Genomic DNA, 20,490 nt, shown 5'->3' with positions numbered 1-20,490 from the left:
CGGCTCCAGACTGATGACGTATTCACGTCCATCGGTCGTGAATCCACCCAATCCGTTGAAAAAAATACGTTCACGCGGAAGCAGCGGCTGTATGATCTCGGTGGCGGGGGGTGGCCGCGGGTTCAGCGGAGCAGGGAAGCGATCCCCGGATACCCGCCGTTCCACATGCTCCAGCAGGGAGTCGGTGCTGTCGGTGAGGATAATGCGCGCGACGGTCTGGAACAGCACGCGATCCTCTTCGGAAAGTTCTTCGGCGCGGCGTACAAAGACGCCACCGGGTTTGTCGATGACTTGTCCTTCCGGACCTGTGTGAATCAAGCCCATAATCTGGTCTTGTAGCGTGGCCCGGTAACTGGTGAAATCTTCGTTGACGATCACCAGATCGGCCGCCAGTCCTTGCAGTCGCCAATAGGCATGGGCTTGCAGTATTTGTTTTACCAGATTAAGGCGGTTTAATTGACTGACGCGCAGCAGCACAATCGGCAAATCACCCGATATCCCGAAGCGCCACAGGCCGGACTGCCCTAACTGATTACGGGCAATAACGCTGGGCGTGGCCCGGCGCAGGGCGCTGGCGTAGACCACGGAATTGGCGAGGCGGCCGTACACCTGGGCATCGGCTTCACTGGCGCGCAGATGACGGAGCACCTCCTGGCTCTGGAACCAGGCCATTTCAAAAGCACGTTCCACCAGATGACGATCGCTATACTTCTCCAGCAGGGCGATGGCCGCCGCCCGGGTATCGGCAAGTCCGGAAATGATCTGCACCGTCGCGGACTCGTCTACGCCAAGCGTTAGCATACGCCGGATGGCCACAATGGGGTCTAATACGGGACCCTCGCTATTCGATAAGGTAGTCTGTTGTAGTCTATCGAAGACGCGCGGATGCTCGACGGTACGACCACGGCCGATGAACTGTGCGCGATCGGTTTCGTAAGATGCTGCACTGGCGGCAACCCCGGGAGCCGCAAACAGATGGAACATCCAAGGCGTTTGTTCGTCCGGTGAGCGGCGACGTCGGGTACAGAGAATCGCATTGTGCTCTGCCAGAATTTCGGTCTGAACGAACAGGTTGCTAAATGCGCGGTGAGCAAGGTCGGCATTCGGCGACGCGAGGACAATCTCGGTATAACTCGTTAACTCTATCTGACGAATGCGCGGGGAGATATTGGTGAGCGTCACGCGGCGGATCTCCACATCGTCTTCTGGTGCAACGGCGACTTCCATATAGCTCTCTATCATCTGATCGCGGCGACGGTATTCCGCCCGCGCCTGGACGAAAATCGCCTCATAGTGATCGGCTTTGCTTCGGGTGGGTTGATAGCTTGTCGACCAAAAGTGTCCGGAATGATGATCACGCAGATAAATGAAGGTTCCCCAGTTATCTACGGCGGTATCCTCGCGCCAGCGATTCACGGCGAGACCACCACGATGACTGTAGCCGCTGCCGGCGTGGTTGATCATGACGTGGTAGCGGCCATTAGACAGAAGGTGGACTTCTGGCATGGACGTATCCGGATTGGTGTATGCGCGCATAATCGCGGCGGTCTCGTCGCTGGACACCTTTGCGGCGGCGTTGACTTCAGCGGCATGGGGATGCAAGGTGGCCTCTTGCCTGGGCAGACGCTCCTGCAACAATAACTGAGTGGCCTGAATGCCGGGATCAGATAAAAACCGGCGCTGCATCGGCTGATTGAGAAGGACATGGGCAAAAGCCAGGAGGCTCATGCCTTGATGATGCGCCATAAAGGTGCGGACAATGGCATGACTCTCGCCCGGTGGCACCCGGGATGGCGTGTAATCGATGGCTTCGTAAAATCCATAAGTACCGAGAAACCCTTGCGCGGCAAGGGCTTGCAAGTTATGACATGCCGCCCACGGCAGCACGGTCAGGGCCAGCGCGCTGGCATAGGGTGCAATCACCAAATCATCGCCGAGACCGCGTTTGAAACCGAGACCGGGAACCCCAAACGCCCGGTATTGATAGACTTGATGCATGTCCATGACGTTGAAGCAGGATTCCGATATCCCCCAGGGTATGGCGCGCTGGCGACCATATTCTATTTGGCGGGAGACGGCCGCTTTGCAGGTCTGGTTGAGCAGCGTGTTGGGGAAATCCGGCATGATCAATTGCGGCATGAGATACTCAAACATCGAGCCGCTCCATGAAATCAAGCACAGTTCGCCGCCGTAGCTCGTCAACAGGCGGCCCAGCGAAAACCAATGTTTTTGTGGTGCCTGCCCTTGTGCAATAAGCAGAAAACTGGCCAGGCGTGCTTCCGATGCCAGCAGGTCGTAGCAGGCGGGATCACGGCGCCGTTCCCCGACATCGTAACCAATAGCCAGCAGGTCGCGCGTATGGTCGTAAAGAAATTCAAAATCCATCACCGCCAACGCGCGGCAGCGATCCACCAATTGATCGATGACCCGCAACCGTTCTGCGGCAGCCGCCCGGGTGTTTGCCGTCCCCATGGCAATGTCATTGGCCAATTCGGCCAGTGTCGGGGCAGCGTTTAAATGCCGCGCTGCAGGGGTGAGGTCTTCCAGGTCCGCCGCGAAAGCGCGGCATTGTTGATCAAATGTCCGCACCCAGTAAGCACAATCGCTATCCGCCGGAGCATCGGCGGGGAGCCCATTCACGAGATCGCTGCTGATCCGTTGAATATCAGCAAGCCGCTCACGGGCATCCACCAGGGATGAGGGGAACCCGTTGAGCGCCGTGGCAGACAGTATGTCGTGCAGTGCATGGACTTTTTCGGTCAGGTCCGCCGTGGGGATGTCGTGGATGCATGCTGCCAACAGATGCAGCGTATCCTGCAAACCCGCAAAGGCGTTATCCGGCAGCACCGGATGATCTTTGAGCGCGTTCAACCCCGCCTGGAGGGTGAGCAGGCAGCCGCCAAGATTGCCACTGTCCACCGCTGAGATGTATTGCGGACTTAATATTTGCAGGGTGCGCGTGTCATACCAGTTATAGAAGTGACCGTGATAGCGTTCCAGTTGCTCCATGCTTGCCACGGTGTTTTCGGTCAGTTGAAGGAGTTTGCCGGCGGAAATATAACCAAAATCATAGGCCGCCAGATTCGCCAGCAAGGACATGCCCATGTTGGTCGGTGAGCTGCGCGAGGCAATGGCCGCCGCGGGATACTCCTGAAAGTTATCGGGGGGTAACCAGTGCTCCGCAGGGCTGACAAAGTCATCAAAAAACCGCCAGGTACGCCGTGCCGACAGCCGCAGAAAACGTCGCTGTGTGTCATCCAAATCCGTAACACCGGTCCGCAGCGGCTGACTGATCCGCCATGCGATAAGCGGTGAAAACAGCCATAACACTAAAATGGGCGTGCTGAACAGTAAGGCTGAGGGCGAACTGAGCCCCAGATTGGCGGCAACCACCAAGGCTATCCCGATAAGGATGGCGAGCAGTGGTGCACTCCATATCTCCATGAAAAAATCGCCGGGGGTCTGACAGGCGTTACGGCGGAGGTAGGAAGGCAGTTGCCAAAGCAACAATCCCCGACGGGTGAAGAGCATTCGCGTGCCCGAGCGCAGAATGGCATCCAGGCTCATCACGGCCTCATAGGGCAGCAGTGCGACAGTCAGTAGTGCGGAGAGCAGTGGGCGAATTGCCGAAGCTCTGGTCAGGGCGAGATGTGCCGCCAAGTCGAGGTCTTGAGGCTTGCGGAAGAGGTCGATGAGCGGCGAAAGCAGGACCGGCACGAGGATGATAGCGGTTACCAGTGTGGTCCATAACCAGGAGAAGGCCGGGTCCAGGAGCCATCCCCCCGCCAGCAGTAACAATAGCGCGGACGACACCAGGCTGCGACGGAGATTGTCAAAGATTTTCCACATCGACAAACTCGATAGCGGATTGGCCGGACGCGGTGCCTGCATACCGTCGGCCGTTGGGGCACCAGGCACCGACGGCAACAGCCAGCCGGCAATCTGCCAGTCACCCCGAATCCAGCGATGTCGACGGGAGGCCTCTGCGGTGTAACTTCCCGGCAATTCTTCGATCAGGACGACGTTGGTCGCCAGTGCCGCACGGGCATACCCGCCTTCCAGTAAATCATGACTGAGGATGAGGTTTTCTGGAAAACGGCCATCAACCGCCTGACGGAAGGCATCTACATTGTAAATGCCCTTGCCGATGAAGGAGCCTTCGCTGAAAACGTCCTGATAGACATCGGACACCTCGCGCGTATAGGGGTCGATACCGGAATCCCCGGCCATGAGTTTGGTGAATGGTGATTGACCGGCACTGGTCAGGTCGATCGCCACGCGGGGCTGAATGATCGCATAGCCATCGACGATACGGCCCTTGTCGGCGTCATATACGGCCTGGTTAAGCGGATGCGCCATATCACCGATCAGTGCCCGCGCCGTGTCACGGGGCAATTGCGTGTCGGTATCGAGGGTGATGACATAACGGATGCTGCCGAGGATGGACAGGTCGCCGACCTGCTCTGAGAATGTCGCTGTCTCCGCCGACCCTCTCAGCAGCGCATTAAATTGTTCCAGTTTGCCGCGTTTGCGTTCGTAGCCCATCCACACCCGTTCAAATGGGTTCCATACCCGCGGCCGATGAAACCAATAAAATAGGCAAGGTCGATCATCGGCATAGCGGGTGTTGAGGGTCTGAATAGCGACACGTGCATAGTCGATCAATGCAGCGTCTTCCGGACAGGTCTGCTCTGCCGCATCCCGAAAATCCGTCAGTAACGCGAAGTAAATATTGGGATCGCGGTTTCCGAGGTAGCGGATTTCCTGGGCCTCCAGCAACGCGTCAATTTCTTGGGGCGTACTCAGCAGCGTCGGGATAACGACCATGCAGCGGTGCGCATCAGGAACACCCTGCGAAAAATCCATCTGCGGCAGGGTGCCGGGCGCCATAAAGAGGGTAATCAGGCGATTTACCAGAGAAACCGCCAAAGCTGAAATGCTCACAACCCCGACTATGCCTAGCCACCAGAAACGCCAGTCTGCAGAGCTGAGACCGGCAAGGGGGAAGCACAAAATTAAACTGATCAGTGCCGTCAATAATAGTATGGCGCTGATATACAGGGAAAGACGGAGATGGTCGCCCATCTGTCGGGCCGCTGAGCGCCATTCGAAGTGACAGCCCATCGCCCGCTCAAGGTGTTGCCGACCCCGATCCAGCAGATAATAGCCGACATGCGCAGAGCGATCGCCGCTGCCTGTTTGCTGCGCTACCGCCTGGGCAAGTGCAATTGCCTCTTCCGCCACGGCCAGCTCATCGCGCCGGCTGCTGCGCGCAATATCTTCAATAGCGTGGCGATAACGATCGCGTGTTGCGAAATTTTGTCCGGCGTATATTCCCATAGGGTCTTGGCGCAGGCTTTGTTCGACAACGCTGTATGCTTCGACATGATCCCGCCAGTCCACAGCGGTGAGGAAGCGTAGGCTTCCAATACTGTTTGCCATGGATATCTGGTTGGCAGCGGATCTTCTGGCGGACACTTCGGACAACTGCGTCGCGGTTATGCCCTGTTCGAGCAATTTATGTTCGACCCAGGTTTGCACGAACGCCATAGCGGGACCGTAGGCCTGCAATCTGGCGTAAAACTCCTCTACAAACGGTGCCGTCAAGGGCATATCCGCATGCGCGAATTCAGCAAGTAGCTGGATCAGCAGTTTCGGCTTTTTTTCTGCGGTGGCGAGCATGCGATCCGCCCAGTTCATGGCGGCGTTGCGTTCCTCTCGCCGGCAGGCAACGAGCAGACCAGCGCGGCGTAGGTTTTCCAACAACGCCAATTGCAGCATGATGGGGAAGGCCCATAATTCGCCCAGCGTTAATGCCGTAACGCTTTGATAGGCCTGAATATAGGCGCTGACATTATCACTGTCGACACGGGCATCCTGATGCGCAATCAATTCAGAGGCGAGGTCGTAGATACGGGGGAATCCCGCTAAGCTGCCGGATTGCAGGCGTGGCAGTTGCTTGCCATAGCCGCTAGGCAAATGTCTTCGTGCCAGAATGATTTGTTGCTCGATGAGGTAGAAATTATCGAGCAACCAAATCTCGCCAGCCAGGGTCCGCTGCTCAGCCTGCGCGGTTCCTGCGGTGACCACGTCATAGGCCGCACGCAAAACAGCGGCGTTGTCGGCCAGACGTGGTAGCAGGCGATCTGGCCCGGGGTATGGATCGATAGCATGCTGACCAGCCAACGTTACCGCATGTTGTTTCAGTTGTTCAACGTTGAACAACTCCGAGCGTAACAAGTTCGTATCCGATGCGTTGTTCAGGGTATTTTTTACGCAGGACGAAAACTCTAACTTTTTTGTAGCTATGACGCTCTCCTCGGAATAACCTGACGACACATTAGAGCATCACGTATTCTTCCTTACTTCTGCGTACCGCAAGCTGTTTCTGTTACGGGACTCCTCCACACTTTTTGACTTGGCGCCGATGATCTCAGCGGGGAACGATGGTGACACCACCACCGCTGGAATTCTTCTTGGCCTGTTTGGCCTGTTTCTTCTCTTTGGGTGACATCGCCGGCTGCTTCTTGGTTTCTTTATTGCTCTGCTGTGTTTTGCTCATGATGGTTTCCTTCTGGAGTGATGTTATCGCCGGGCTTTAATGTGTCTTGCTCTGGTATCCTTCACCATTGGTCATGGCATCATGCAGTTCTGCTCTGAGCTCTGCAATATTGGCCGTCCTGGATTTCAGTTGTTGCTCGGCGCGAATAACGCCTGCCCGGTCATGGTGGGCCTTCAGGGTGATAATCCTTTCTTCCAACTGGTGCTGCGCGATCTCTTCATGCTGGAGATGCTGGCGCATCTGGGCGATGGTCCTGTTATGCGTGAGCGGATAAGGGGCTGATGCCCTGTCCGTACTTGCCTGGGCCCCGGCAGCGAAGCTACCGATAAGCAGTATACCGGTCATGGTTGCCACCCAACGGTTCATGATCATGCTCCTGTGTAGCGGTGTGCGAAGGTCCACCAAGCGTCGTCCAGTATAACTCATTCTTGGTCGCCGCGTGCGGCAACCCGTTCGCCTAATGTTTCTAGCCGGTAATCCCCCAATACGACAAATGTATAAGGCTGATGATGACGGTGCCGATCTGATATACTTGCTAAAAGACTGGAGATCCCGCCAAGATGCCCCCTCTGCGCCATGTATCATCTGCCCGGCGTTTATTGTTGGCTCGTTTCATGGGAGGCAAAGCCAAGAAGAAAGTCGGAGTGTTTTCCCGCAGTGACCGTGAAATTCTGTGGGGAACCAGGGCTTTTTTCATCGCTTTGGCACTCTTGTTCATGAGTATTGCCTGGTGGCGTGCCGCTGATCTGAAGCAATCCATCCGGGCCGATTTTCATAATTGGGCGGAAGTCACCGCCACGCAAACCGCCGGTATAGTGGCCGCCAACATCGACGCACGTTTCTATGACCTTGCATTCCTCAGAAATGCTTTTTTTGCCCAGGGCACGGACCATCTGTTACCGAGTGCCAAGGTTCTTTCCGCCTTTGTCGCCTTTCAGCAGACCCATCCGGCCATTATGGCCATCGATGTTCGGGATCCGTCCGGCAATCGAATCGTCTGGTCGAGCGTGCAGCAGTCGACGAGGCGCATTGCTGCGGACAATGACTTCACGCCCCTACCGGGATATCCAGATCGCTTCATGGGAAAGCCTTTCTACGCCGATCGGGCACATGCCTGGGTACTGACTATGCGGCAGCGTATCCGGAACAGCGAAGGCCATGTGCTGGGGTTCATTGGCTGTTCCTTCATGCTCTCCCATCTGAGCGTGATCCATACACCGCTATACCTGCAATCTATCGTCCTCATGCGACCGCATGGGCAGGTTATATCGATCTGGAAAGATGGCCACTGGGCGGCACCGGGTACGCCTCTGCCCAGGCCCGTTGGTCAAGTAGTAGTTCCTGTCCCCGGTTATCCCTGGGCTTTGCAGGTGCAATGGACGGCGGCGGCACTGGATCGTGCCTTCTGGCGGGTGGAACGGACGCGACTGTCCATTCTGCTGACCGCTTTGTGCGTTCTGGCCGGGGTGGCGCTGTTACTACAACTCCTCCGCCGGATACTGCGCTTTCGCCAATACCAGATGGCAGCGATCCTGGCCCAGCAGGATTTGCTGCGCCAGGGCGATCCCGAGGTTATGTATCGGCGGCTGGTGGCGGTCGTGGTGGAGCAGACGGAAGCCATCGGCGCCTATGTCGTCGTTCCCGAAGCGAACAGTGAGTGGTTGCGGGTCGTGGCCGCCAGCGCGGACACACCGGAACTTCGACAGACCATGGAAGCGCTGACACCCTCCCGTGATGCGGCACACTTCCCTTATGGCGACATGATCCCCAGTCGGGCCTTCCGCGAAAAAACCGCACAGGGACCCACCCGTCCTCAGCAGTCTCCCGCGATGACGGTTGTACAACAACAGCAAGCGCCGCTGTCCCGTATTCGGAGTGTCATGGCCTATCCGGTTTTCGTGTACGAAGACACGGAGCCATCCGCCGTACTGGTGATAGTGAGCGACTTGCCCCGGCATTTCACCCCATCCCTGCAGCGATTGCTCGGCCAGTTGGCCGCCACCCTCGGTCTGGCCCTGACGCAGTGGCGGCAACACCAGGCACTCATCTCGCTGGAAAAATCCCTTCAGGAATCGTCGGAGAAAAACGAAGCTTTATTGAACAATGCCAGCGATGGTATTCACGTTCTTGACGAAAACGGCTTTCTGATCGAGGTTAACTATCAGTTCTGCACCATGCTCGGCTACTCCCGTGCGGAAATGTTGGGTATGCACGTTTCCCAGTGGGACGCCGAGAAAAGCGCCGGTGAGCTGAAGGAGTTAATCGCCCGGCAATTTTCCACAGCGGAGTCCTTGCGCTTTGAGACTCGCCATCGTTGTAAGGATGGGACCATTATCGATGTGGAGATCAATGGTTCGCCCATCCAGATACAGGGAAAATGGGTATTGTTGGATTCTGCCCGAGATATTACCAAGCGCAAGGTCTTGGAGGCAGATTTGCAACGGAGCCTGGAGCATCAGCGGAAACTCACGGATTTTAATGTGCTGCTGGGTGAGGTAAATCAAGCCATCACTCGCGCAGACGATGAGGACTCCCTACTTCAGGAGGTTTGCGACCTCATCGTGCAATATACCAGCAGCGCCCTTGCCTGGATTGGCAGACCTGATGCGCAAGGAGATTTTCAGGTGCTGGCGGCGGCAGGAGAAACCGGTTATCTGAACGATATAAAAATATCCAGCCGGGCGGATATTCCGGAAGGACAAGGAATCACCGGGATGGTCTGGAGACAGCAAAGGGCCATCTATGATGCCGATTTCTCCCAGAATGCGAAGGCTCTCTGGCGAGAGCGTGTCGCCCATTTTGGATTTCACGGCAGTTCTGTGCTACCGATCCGTCGGAATGGAGTCCTTTGGGCCGTGTGCACCGTCTATGCAAAAGGCGACGCAAAGGCAGTGGAGACCGATGTTCGCGGGATTATGGAAGAGATGGCCAAAGACATCAGCTTTGGGCTGGACCATCTGGATGCAGTCCACCGGGAGCGTGCTACCCAGGCTTTCAATGAGGCGCTGCTGAATAACCTTGCTGCGGGCATCAGCATCGTGCGTTTTCCGGATCTGCTTATCGAACGGGTAAACGCCCGCATGCTGGAAATCTATGGCGCCTCTTCTGTGGAGGACCTGGTGGAGCTTTTTGCGGGAAAGAGCTGTCCGGATCATGAAAGCAGCGCAAGCATGGCCACACTCGCCCAGGAAGTGCTCGCCGAGGGCTATGGGGCGCTGAAAGATCTCGCGATAAAACGCAAAGATGGCCAGATTGTTTATGTGGACGTTTCTGGTCAGCGACTGCTGACGGATCCGAAACATCCCGTTATTGTGTGGACCTCCATGGAGGTTACGGAACGTCATCACCTCATGGGTGAGTTATCCAGACAATCTCTTTCTGACCTGTTGACGGGCCTGCCTAACCGCCGCGCCCTGGATATGGAGATGGATCGCGCCATAGCCCACGCAACGCGGAACGAGAGTCTTCTGGCGTTATGCATGCTGGACCTGGACAGTTTTAAGCCGGTGAACGACACCTATGGTCATGACGCCGGAGATCAAGTGCTGCGGATCGTCGCCCAACGCTTGCCTCAGAGTCTGCGTAAAACCGATTTTATCGCGCGTGTAGGCGGCGATGAGTTTGTCGTGCTGGTAGAGAATTTAGATCACCTGGATCCCCTGGAAGCCATCCTCGACACGATCGGACGCTCGATCAGTGCCCCCATCACCCTGGAGGATGGGCAGATGGTAAGTATCGGCCTCAGCATGGGGGTGGCCATTTATCCTTTTGCGGAGGGAGACAATCCCGATGCCCTTCTGCGTCTGGCCGATCAGGCGCTATATGAGAGTAAGGCCCACAAGGCCAATCGGGAGTTTTCCTGGGTACTTTTCGGCGAGGAAACTCGAAAAATACGGCGCACAATGGCGCAACGTCTACTGGATACCGGAGCTCTGGAGATCTGGTATCAACCGATCCTGGATAGCCGCACTCGCAAGGTGGCGGGTGTAGAGGCGCTGTCTCGCTTGCGGGATGCAGAAGGAAAAGTCTGGTCACCGGCTGAGTTTCTGCCACAATTACAAGAGGCCGATTTGTTTGTGCTCAGCAAGAAGGTTCTGGATCAGGCCTTGACGGACCTGCCCATCTTGGAGGCTCAAGGGTGGTCCTTGTGGGTATCCGTGAATGTAGATCCAAGTTCCATCTCGGAATCCAGCACCTTGTGGCTGCGGGAAATGGTTGCCTCAGGCAAGGCGGATCCGTCACGCATCACCTTGGAGATTCTCGAAAGAAGCGATTTTTTGGAACAGCCCGCCGCCTTGAAACATCTCCTGGAATTGCGGGCGCTTGGCGTGCGTCTGGCCCTGGATGACGTGGGTAGTGCCTATTCCTCCCTCTTGCGCCTGAAAGACCTTCCCGTCGATGAGATCAAACTGGATCAGGGTTTTATCCGAACCCTGGAACAGCACCCCCAGGATCTCCACTTTGTGGAATCTATCCAGGCCCTCGCCGTTGGAATGGGAGTGGATCTGGTGGTGGAGGGCGTGGAAACGGATGACATCCTGGATGCGGTAACGATCATGGGCGCCAATTTCCTCCAGGGTTATGCGATCGCCAGGCCCATGCCACTATCACAGTTGCAGGCATTTCTCGATCCGGTCCCTTTACACCCGCAGCAGCAGCCCGCCAGTCTGCTCGGGCTCTATGCCACACAGCTCGTTAATCATGACGCGTTGAAAAAAACGATTTGTTACAATCCACGCCTGGTGGACTGTGCGACGCTGGCGAATGCCACAATCTGTCCTATTCATGTCGATATGCATCGCCTGGGAATTCCCGACGACGATCCTCTGTATCGGCTTCACGCAGAATATCACCAGGCTATCGCGGCCATGAATGTCCTATTGCTTTCTTCTCCCATAAATGGCGACTGGCGCGTTGTTGAACAGGCGGAAAAAGCATTTGAGGCGGCGATTCTGGATGCGTTCCAGCGCAGTAAAGCCGCAGAAGAACGATAGACAAACCCATCGGGTAATCGGACAGCTAAGGTCCGTACCTCATGTCTGTCCAGGATGGTCGATCATCCTGCCTCGCGGCGGATAGGAAATGCCTGCGCCCACGCCGCCACATCAAAACCCAGCAGGCCCTGGTCACCGTTGGTCAAAATGGGTCGACGGATCAGGCTGGGGTGTGTTTCCATCAGTTTAAGTGCGGATTCAGCATCCACGACGATCTCCCGTTCATGCTCCGGTAAGCGTCGCCAGGTAGTTCCTTTGCGATTGATGAGAATTTCCCAGTCCCAGTGCTCCAGCCAATGGCGGAGTTCCGCCATTGGCACTCCGGCCTTTTTGTAATCGTGAAAGCGGTACTCCAGCCCATGGCTGTCCAGCCAGGCGAAGGCTTTTTTCATGGTGTCGCAGTGGCGAATGCCGTAAATCTGAATGGTCATACGTTCTCCCGCTTTATCAGAATCAATACCTTGAAGCTCTCGCCCATTTCCTGCGGCAGGGTGAGGCGTTTAATCTCGTTATTCAGGGCGAATATGCCGTCGTCACCCGCCTGCGCGCAGAGGGCGCCATATACCTCGGCCAGCCCGTGTTCCACCAGAAAGCGGGCGAGATGGCCATAAAAGGCTACTTCCAGCCCGGCCTCCACCGCAGCGGTCATCAGCGCGGTAAAATCCACGTGGGCGGTGAGGTCGCAGAGGCCCGGCAGATAAAAGGGATCGTCCAGCCAGTGATGGCGATAGTAGGCGCGCAGGCTGCCCATCTGCCGCTGTGGGTGATAAAACTCTGCGGCCTCGTGCCCGTAATCAATCAGAAGAATGGCGCCGGAGTCCAGACGGGTGGCGACTTCGCGCAGCCAGGATTCGGCGGTGAGATTGATCTCCGTCCGATAGGGCCGGGGCCAATGCGTTACATAGGGTGCCAAGCGCGCCGCCAGCGGCGCAGGGACTGGCGGTGGCAACAGCGCCCACTCCAGTGCCTCGCCATTCCAATGCACACCGCATTCGTGCAATTGTCCGAAGGCGTCCAACTCCAGCACCTGCACCGGCATGGCGTCCAGCACTTCGTGGGCGAGCAGCACGCCGCGCCAATGTTCCGGCAGCGTTTGCCGATGCTGAATGCCGGGCACGGCCGCGTGTTGCCGCGCCTGCAAATCGGGGCTGGGTTCGAGCAGGGTATAGGGTGTGTCCGGCAAAATTTCCCGGATCTGGCCAGCCAGTGCGCCGCTCCCGCCGCCAAATTCCAGAATGCCGTCCGGCCCCAGATCGGGTTGCAGGGTCCGGGCCAGTACGGCGGCCAGCACCCGTCCCATTTCCGGTGCCGTGACGAAGTCGCCCGCCGCACCGAAGCGGGTCTGCCCCGCCATGTAGTAGCCCAGCCCCGGCGTGTAGAGAGCGAGCTCCATATAACGACGGAAGGAGATCATCCCACCTGCGGCATCGATTTCCCGCCGGATATGGGTCAGCAACGCCGCCGAGTGGACCAGCGCATCGGCGTCCGGGACGGGCAGATGTGTCTTGCGCCCCCCGTGAGAATGGGTTAAAAAATCGGGACGCTCTACGCGCATGGACACCTCTTGAAAGCTACCGGAAAAGTCGTTCTCATCACTGGCGCCGCCCGCAGGGTGGGCGCCGCCATTGCCCGCCAGCTCGCGGCGGAGGGCTGCCAGCTCGCCCTGCATTATAAGCGATCCGCAGCAGAGGCCGAAGCTCTGGTGCAGGAGCTGCGCATGCAGTATGGCACCGAAGCCTTCCTGATCGCCGGCGATCTCAGCGAGGCGGAAACCCCCGCTCGCTTGATAGATGCGACTATTGAATATTTTGGCCATCTCGACGGCCTCGTCAACAACGCTTCGCTGTACTCCCCTGCCCCTTTCGGCGAAATCACGTCTGACGACTGGGCGGCGATGGAGGCCGTGCATCTGCGCGCGCCCCTTTTCCTGACGCAGGCGGCCGCGCCCCATTTGCGGAAAAGCGGCGGCGCCGTCGTCAACATAGGCGATATCCACGCCGAAATTCCCCTGCGCGGCTACCTGCCCTACAGTGTCACGAAGGCGGGTCTGCTGGCTCTCACCCGCGCCCTCGCCAAAGAACTGGGGCCGGAGATCCGCGTCAACAGCGTCTCGCCCGGCGTGGTGCTCTGGGCCGAGGATAAAGACCCGCCCGATGGCGACCAGCAGGGACTCATCGAGCGCAACGCCCTGAAGCGTGTCGGCAGTCCCCAGGATATTGCCGGCGCCGTCGCCTATCTGCTCTTCGATGCCCCTTATGTCACCGGCCACAATCTCGTCGTCGATGGTGGTCGCATGTTATATTGACGGCCATGAGCTCAACCGTAAAATCCCCCATCCGCTTTTACAGCGAAGACGAACTGGACGCCCTGGAGGCGGAAGATCCCCTCGCCGCGGCCAAAATCGCCCACGCCCAGGCCATGGCCGAGCGCGGTCTTGATCGCCAGAAACGCTACGGTCCCGACGACCCCCTGCCCGACCCTGCGGCCGTGGCGGAAGCGGTGCAGACGGTACGCCACATCCTCCACCGCGATGGCGGCGATATCGAGCTGGTGGAAATCATCGAACGCGATGTGCGCGTCCGCATGAAAGGCGCCTGCGCCGGTTGCCCCAACGCCGTCATCGATCTCAAACAGGTGGTCGAGCGTATCGTCGGCGCGGTGCCGGGAGTGGTCAGCGTGAGCAACACCTTTTGAAGGTGGGCGCGAATACGCCGTCTAAAGTCGGCTTCGTCAGCCTCGGCTGCCCCAAGGCCACGGTGGACAGCGAACGCATCCTCACCCAGTTGCGCGCCGAGGGCTATCTGCTGGTGGGGGATTACGCCAGCGCCGATGTGGTCGTCGTCAACACCTGCGGCTTTATCGACGCGGCGGTGGCGGAATCGCTGGAGGCCATCGGCGAGGCGCTGGAAGAGAACGGCAAGGTGGTGGTCACCGGTTGCCTGGGTGCCCGCGAGGGCGGCGACTTTGTGCGCGGCGCCCATCCCAAGGTGCTCGCTGTCACCGGCCCCAACCAGGCCAGTGCGGTGCTCGACGCGATTCATGAGGCGCTCCCTCCGGCCCACGATCCCTTCACCGATCTGGTCCCGCCCCAGGGCCTGCGCCTGACGCCGCCCCACTACGCCTACCTCAAAATCTCCGAGGGTTGCAATCAGTCGTGCAGCTTTTGCATCATCCCCAGCATGCGCGGCAAGTTGGTCAGCCGCGAGCCGGACGATATTCTGCGCGAGGCCGAGGCGCTGGTGGCCGGTGGTGTCAAAGAATTGCTGGTGATTTCCCAGGACACCGGCGCTTACGGGGTGGACCGCAAATACCGCACCGCTTTTCACGACGGCCGCCCGCTCAAGACCCGCATCACCGATCTCTGCGCGGCCCTGGGCGATCTCGGCGTCTGGGTGCGCCTGCACTACGTCTACCCCTACCCGCACATCGACGAACTCCTGCCCCTGATGGCGGCGGGCAAGATTCTGCCCTACCTGGATGTGCCCCTGCAGCACGGTAGTCCGCGTATCCTCAAGGCCATGCGCCGCCCCGCCGCCGCCGAAAAAACCCTCGACCGGATTCTCGGCTGGCGCCGGATCGTGCCTGATCTGACCATCCGCAGCACCTTCATCGTCGGCTTCCCCGGCGAAACCGATGCGGACTTTGCGGAGTTACTGGATTTTCTGCGGGCGGCGGAACTGGACCGGGTGGGCTGCTTCGCCTATTCGCCAGTAGAAGGTGCGCCCGCCAACGCGCTCGCCGGAGCGGTGCCGGAGCCGGTCAAAGAAGAGCGCCGCGCCGCATTCATGGCCGTGCAGGAAGCCATCAGCCGGGGGCGCCTGCAACGCCGGGTGGGCCAGCGTCAGCGGGTACTGGTGGATGCCGTGGGCCGGGGCGGCAAGGTGATCGCCCGCTCCGCCAGCGATGCCCCGGAGATCGACGGCGTGGTCCATCTGGGCAGGGCGGCGGGATTGCAGGTCGGGGACTGGGTGGAGGTGGAGATCACCCGGGCAGATGCCCATGATCTGTATGGGGTGTTGGTGTCGGCCTGATCGGGCCTTTGGTCGCTCAGGGCAGACGATCGCCCCGCTCGATCCGCACCCCCACATCCCGTGTGCCGCGCACGGCGGCGGGTTTGTGCACCGTCACCTGCACCCAGGCCGCGCCGAATTCACTGCGAATGATGTCCGCGATCTGCTCGGCCAGGGTTTCCACCAGTTCCACTTCCGATGCTGAAATATGGGCGACCAGACGCTGGCAGATGGTCTGGTAGTTGATGGTGCTTTCCACCTTGTCCGTCTGGGCCGCAGCCCGCACATCGGCGGCAATGTCCAGATCGACGAGTACCGTCTGGTTGACCTCGCGTTCCCAGTCGTAGATGCCGATACGGGTATCTACCTTCAGTTCACGTACAAAAAGAATATCCATGCTTATCCCGAAAAAAGCGACAATCCGCCGCGGCTCAGCTTATAATAAACAATTTTCCGACTAAAGCACCGCATGTCACTTCTTCTGGATGTTGTCCTCACCGGCGGCGGATATCTCGTCGGTTCCATCGCCACCGCCATTCTGGTGGCGCGTGCCTTGGGTCTCGGCGACCCGCGCCTGTCCGGATCGGGCAATCCGGGCGCCACCAACATCCTGCGCATCGGTGGCAGAAAGGCCGCTTTGCTGACTTTGCTCGGGGACTTGATCAAGGGTGTCGTCCCCATCGTCATCGCCCGCCTGCTCGGGCTGGAGGACTGGGCGCTGGCCGCCGTGGCCCTCGCCACCTTTCTCGGCCATCTCTATCCGGTGTTTTTTGGTTTTCGCGGTGGCAAAGGAGTAGCCACGGCGCTGGGTATTCTGCTGGCGCTCCTGCCGGTGCTGGGCTTGTCGGTATTGGGCCTGTGGATACTGGTGTTCGCGGTGACGCGCGTTTCGTCCATGGCGGCGCTGCTGGCGGCGATCGGCGCGGTGCCCATCGTCTTTGCGGTATCTTCTGAGACGAGTATGCGGGTGCTCATCATGGTGCTGGTACCGCTGATCCTCTGGCGGCACCGCAGCAATATCCGTCGTCTGCTGGATGGCAGCGAAAGCCCCTTCAAAAAGCGTTAAAGCCTTTCAGTCCTTAATGACTGGTCCATCATGGCTGCTCCGCCTCCTCCGTCAGGGACCAGCGCGCCCGCACAGGGAAATCCGCGGTGGCCGACTGGACCCGCTCCGTGTGCAATGCGCCGGTCAGGGCGATCATCGCCGCGTTATCGGTGCAATGAGCAAGGTCGGCGATAAAGACTTCGATCCCGTCCGACTCCAGCCCGTTCAGCGCAGTCCGCAACGCCCGGTTGGCGCCGACCCCCCCCGCCACGATCAGACGCCTCAACCCGGTCCGCTGCAGGGCGCGCTGGCATTTCCTGAACAGCGTTTCCACCACCGCCGACTGAAAACTGGCGGCCAGGTCAGCCCGCTTTTGCTCATCGTCGGGCGCGATGGGCATGGCGGCCAGGCGGAAGGCCGTTTTCAGACCGCTGAAGCTGAAATCCAGTCCCGGCCGGTCCAGCAGTGGCCGGGGCAGGCGAAAGGCCTGGGCATCTCCGCCCTCCGCCAGTGCCGCCAGCGCCGGCCCACCGGGATAGCCGAGACCCAACATCTTGGCTGCCTTGTCGAAGGCTTCACCGGCCGCATCGTCCAGCGTTTCCCCTAACAAAACATAGTCGCCGATGCCCCGGACTTCCACCAGCATCGTATGCCCACCGGAAACCAGCAGAGCCACCGCCGGGAAGGGATCCACGTCATTCAGTAGCGGGGCCAGCAGATGGCCTTCCAGATGATGCACGGGGATCACCGGAATACCCCAGCCCATGGCGAGACCCCGGGCAAAATTCACCCCCACCAGCAGGGCGCCGATGAGTCCCGGTCCGGCGGTGACCGCGATGGCGTCAGGACGCTGCCCGCCGGTCTGCGCCAGCAGTTCGTCGAGCAGCAAGGGCAGGCGGCGCACATGGTCGCGTGACGCCAGTTCCGGTACGACGCCGCCATAGGGCGCATGAATGGCGATCTGGCTGAACAGCACTTCGCCGAGCAGGCCACGCTGGCGGTCATAGAGGGCGAGCCCCGTTTCATCGCAGGAGCTTTCAATACCCAGTATCCGCTCAATCATGGCGCACCCTCCGGCTTTGTGGCGGCGGGTTGTCCGATGCGGCGCTGCAGCCAGTCCAGCTCCGGCTCCGAAAAGCCCGCCGTCCGCCGCGCCGTCAGCGCCAGCGGCCCCTGAATCCGTCCCCGGTAACGCTGCTGCAGGAGTATCATGAAGGTACTGTCCGGCTCCAGCCCGCGTTGTGCACAGAGGTAGCGAAACCAGCGGCTGCCCACCGCCACATGTCCGCATTCATCGCTTTCGATGCGTGCCAGCACGGCGGCCGCTTCCGCATCCCCTGCGGCCAGCAGCCGTTCGCGCATGACCGGGGTGACATCCAACCCCCGCGCCTCCAGCACCCGTGGCACCAGCGCCATGCGCTCCAGCGGGTCCGCCGCCGTGTCCAGGGCCATTTCCCAGAGACCATCGTGGGCGGGCAGGTCGCCATAGTCACCGCCGAGCCGCTGCAACTGCTGACGCAGGAGGACGAAATGCTCCGCCTCTTCCTGCGCCACCCGCAACCAGTCGCGGTAAAAATCCTCGGGAAGACCGGGGAAGCGATAGAGCGCATCCAGAGCCAGGTTGATGGCATTGAATTCGATGTGCGCCAGGGCGTGCAACAAGGCGAAGCGGCCTGCCTGTGTGTGCAGGGCGCGGCGTTTGGGCAAATCTTTGGGACCCACCAGCAGGGGATGGCTCGGTCGCCCCGGTGTGGCGGAAAGCGGTGGGGCAAAAACTTCCGGCATGGGTGCCAACGGCCAGCGCAAGGCACGCACTTGCCATACTTTTTGTTGTATATCAGTAGCATAGAGAGCCGCTCCCACAGCGGCCCAAGCCTGTGTATCTGACTGCATATCAGCCCCCCATCACTCCGTCACGACCTTCGCCAGCCGGCTGAGCCAGTCCACGACCGCGAAAGAGGAAGAAGTATAGCAGGGTATGGGTGATTTCCTGCGCAATACTCCCCGAGTTACGACGGATGGGCGTTGAATTGCGGATTCACATCATGAACGGGGACGGCGTTGATCCAGTCCCAAGAGTTGCCCAGATATATGGTGCCACCGACTATGGTCGGGTTGACGATGCCAAAACGCCCACCGACCTTGTATTGATGGATCATCTTCCCGTTCTTCGGATCGATGGCATAAATATCCGGTCCCGTGGAAATATACAGGGTATGATCATAGTAGGTCGGCGCGCCGCGACCGGCGCCCGCCGGGCCTGGGTTGGGCACATGCCAGGTCCACGCCACTTTACCGGTATGCAAGTCAATGGCTTCATAAGCGGACGTGACCGGTGAACCCACATAGACCGTATGATCATGGATCATTGGCACGCCCCCCTTGAATGCCGGAACTCTTGGTCCGCGTCCCATGTCATCGGTCCACAGGACCTTGCCATTACGCGCATCGAAAGCCCGCACCAGGGTGGTCATGGTGGGTTTACCCTGGATCATCTGCGGATTTGCCACCGAATCCATGACCACGATGCCATCCGCCACAGCGGGCGGCACATCCCCCATGCCCGTATTCACGGCACCGGGAATTTCCCCCTTCCATAATACCTTGCCCGTTTGCACATTCAGGGCATACAGACCAGGAATGACGGACATGGAGACGTAGACTTTTCCATCCCACACGATGGGGCTGGACATGTTGGCGATACCGCCGACATGGGTACGCCACATTTTCCGGCCATCCGCTGAACGGATGCGATAAATATTGCCATCTCCGGTGCTGATGAAGAGGGAATGATCGGCGTAGGCAGGGGTCGGCATGGCGTCACCAGCGGTTTTAAAGCTCCAGAGCAGTTTACCGTTGGTCCGGTCCAGACAGAATATCCCGTTGTAGCTGATGTCCTTGCCGCGCCCAGCTTTGGCCGGGTGTTTGGCGTATTCCATCACGTTGGCGAAGTTAAAGGATACGCTTCCGGCAGACAGGTACACATGCGTGCCGACCACCAGCGGATTGCCCATCAGCGTATTGGCGACCGGGCTGGTTCTCCAGATCAGTTTGCCCGTCCGCGCATTGACGGCGTAGGCGAACATGTCATCGCTCTCGGCGTACACCACGCCCTTGACGACAGAGACCCCGAGCGCATTACCGTAAAACTGGGTCTGCACCGGCAGGGCCTCTTTGATGCCATAGACCTTTTCCCCATAAGGATGCGGGTCGCCCAACGGCCAGGCCCGGGCCTCCGGGAAATTCCAGCGTACACCCTCACGAATCCAGGCCGGCGCGCTGGCGGCAATCGGAAAGGCGGCATTATGTTGCGGGTTGCCATAGGCATGGGTCCACGCCGTGGGACCGACCTGATCGACGGGTGCGGGGGCATTTTGCGGCAGGTACAGGACGGCAAAGGGGCTCTGCGGATCTAACGCGTTGTTGACCGGGTCCAGCGGGACCGTAGCGGTCTGCGCCCAGGCCGTGCCGGATATTAAAATACATATTGCGGATAAAACGACAGTTTTGCGGATTTTCATTTTATCTCCTCAAGAATGGGAAGCACCTGCGTACAGTTAAAAATTCATCGATCAGAAATGAATCATATAACCAATTAATAAATGGTTATTAATCATGCAGTAATCGCACATTAGGCAGATCAATTGATCGCGTCAAGGGTAAAATTGTAACATGATGAAACGGTGTTACAATTAGTTACATGCAATGACGAAAATCACTCTAATTAATGCATTATATGGTGATTCCGCGTTATAGGTATTCGTAGGGCGCATTACTTTTGGATCGACGCGTCTGTTCTCGAACGCGGGGTTGGGCGTCTGCACCGTCGCGCTAGACAGGCTGTCGTAAAATATGTACAGTAACACGTACATATTTGGA

Annotated in this window: 14 protein-coding genes; 5 read left to right on the top strand and 9 right to left on the bottom strand. The window is 58.8% G+C overall.

Annotation, left to right across the window (positions count from 1 at the left end):
• The 3 genes from HF921_RS04880 to HF921_RS04875 all read right to left on the bottom strand — a co-directional run.
• A partial coding sequence (locus tag HF921_RS04880; RefSeq protein WP_215893414.1) for a glucoamylase family protein occupies positions 1–6,240 on the bottom strand: 6,240 nt, incomplete at its 3' end.
• A gap of 193 nt (positions 6,241–6,433) precedes the next feature.
• Entirely contained in the window at positions 6,434–6,562 is a 129-nt protein-coding gene (locus HF921_RS13430; RefSeq protein ID WP_264318185.1) for a hypothetical protein, read from the bottom strand.
• Between the two features lie 36 nt (positions 6,563–6,598).
• On the bottom strand, positions 6,599–6,928 hold the full coding sequence (locus HF921_RS04875; protein WP_064219898.1) for a hypothetical protein: 330 nt from the start codon (positions 6,926–6,928) through the stop codon (positions 6,599–6,601).
• 194 nt (positions 6,929–7,122) lie between these two features.
• Between HF921_RS04875 and HF921_RS04870 the strand changes: the two genes are divergently transcribed.
• Positions 7,123–11,556, top strand: a complete 4,434-nt coding sequence (locus HF921_RS04870) for an EAL domain-containing protein (RefSeq protein WP_215893413.1) — start codon at positions 7,123–7,125, stop codon at positions 11,554–11,556.
• 62 nt (positions 11,557–11,618) lie between these two features.
• Here HF921_RS04870 and HF921_RS04865 read toward each other — a convergent pair whose 3' ends face one another.
• Together HF921_RS04865 and HF921_RS04860 are read right to left on the bottom strand one after the other, a co-directional pair.
• On the bottom strand, positions 11,619–11,987 hold the full coding sequence (locus tag HF921_RS04865) for a Spx/MgsR family RNA polymerase-binding regulatory protein (protein ID WP_215861175.1): 369 nt from the start codon (positions 11,985–11,987) through the stop codon (positions 11,619–11,621).
• Entirely contained in the window at positions 11,984–13,111 is a 1,128-nt protein-coding gene (locus tag HF921_RS04860; RefSeq protein WP_196762963.1) for a class I SAM-dependent methyltransferase, read from the bottom strand. Before HF921_RS04860 ends, HF921_RS04865 begins: the two co-directional genes overlap by 4 nt.
• A gap of 9 nt (positions 13,112–13,120) precedes the next feature.
• Here HF921_RS04860 and HF921_RS04855 point away from each other — a divergent pair, with 9 nt between their 5' ends.
• The 3 genes from HF921_RS04855 to rimO are packed head-to-tail and all read left to right on the top strand — an operon-like array spanning position 13,121 to position 15,587.
• Positions 13,121–13,861 (top strand): pteridine reductase, encoded by a 741-nt coding sequence (locus tag HF921_RS04855; RefSeq protein WP_064219910.1) that lies wholly within the window; start codon positions 13,121–13,123, stop codon positions 13,859–13,861.
• A 5-nt stretch (positions 13,862–13,866) separates the two neighbouring features.
• Positions 13,867–14,250 (top strand): NifU family protein, encoded by a 384-nt coding sequence (locus HF921_RS04850; RefSeq protein ID WP_064219900.1) that lies wholly within the window; start codon positions 13,867–13,869, stop codon positions 14,248–14,250.
• On the top strand, positions 14,247–15,587 hold the full coding sequence (rimO, locus tag HF921_RS04845; protein WP_064219901.1) for a 30S ribosomal protein S12 methylthiotransferase RimO: 1,341 nt from the start codon (positions 14,247–14,249) through the stop codon (positions 15,585–15,587). The genes HF921_RS04850 and rimO overlap by 4 nt, the downstream gene beginning before the upstream one ends.
• 16 nt (positions 15,588–15,603) lie before the next feature.
• Here the strand turns inward: rimO and folB are convergent, their stop codons facing one another.
• On the bottom strand, positions 15,604–15,963 hold the full coding sequence (gene folB / locus HF921_RS04840) for a dihydroneopterin aldolase (RefSeq protein WP_215849498.1): 360 nt from the start codon (positions 15,961–15,963) through the stop codon (positions 15,604–15,606).
• Positions 15,964–16,035: 72 nt separating this feature from the next.
• Between folB and plsY the strand changes: the two genes are divergently transcribed.
• Entirely contained in the window at positions 16,036–16,632 is a 597-nt protein-coding gene (gene plsY / locus HF921_RS04835; RefSeq protein ID WP_215860337.1) for a glycerol-3-phosphate 1-O-acyltransferase PlsY, read from the top strand.
• A gap of 28 nt (positions 16,633–16,660) precedes the next feature.
• On the opposite strand, the gene tsaD is transcribed toward plsY, so the two are convergent.
• From tsaD to HF921_RS04820, 3 genes are all read right to left on the bottom strand, one after another.
• Entirely contained in the window at positions 16,661–17,674 is a 1,014-nt protein-coding gene (gene tsaD, locus HF921_RS04830) for a tRNA (adenosine(37)-N6)-threonylcarbamoyltransferase complex transferase subunit TsaD (protein ID WP_064219904.1), read from the bottom strand.
• The gene (locus HF921_RS04825) at positions 17,671–18,504 is read right to left on the bottom strand and encodes a ferritin-like domain-containing protein (RefSeq protein ID WP_215893412.1); all 834 of its coding nucleotides are present in this window, start codon (positions 18,502–18,504) and stop codon (positions 17,671–17,673) included. The genes tsaD and HF921_RS04825 overlap by 4 nt, the downstream gene beginning before the upstream one ends.
• A 116-nt stretch (positions 18,505–18,620) precedes the next feature.
• On the bottom strand, positions 18,621–20,132 hold the full coding sequence (locus HF921_RS04820) for an outer membrane protein assembly factor BamB family protein (protein ID WP_215893411.1): 1,512 nt from the start codon (positions 20,130–20,132) through the stop codon (positions 18,621–18,623).
• Positions 20,133–20,490: the final 358 nt, after the last annotated feature.

This window comes from Acidithiobacillus ferriphilus (assembly GCF_018854775.1).
In the GTDB taxonomy this organism is placed as follows: domain Bacteria; phylum Pseudomonadota; class Gammaproteobacteria; order Acidithiobacillales; family Acidithiobacillaceae; genus Acidithiobacillus; species Acidithiobacillus ferriphilus.
Note: the sequence above shows the minus strand (reverse complement) of the source record. Positions and strands in the feature narration are given on the sequence as shown.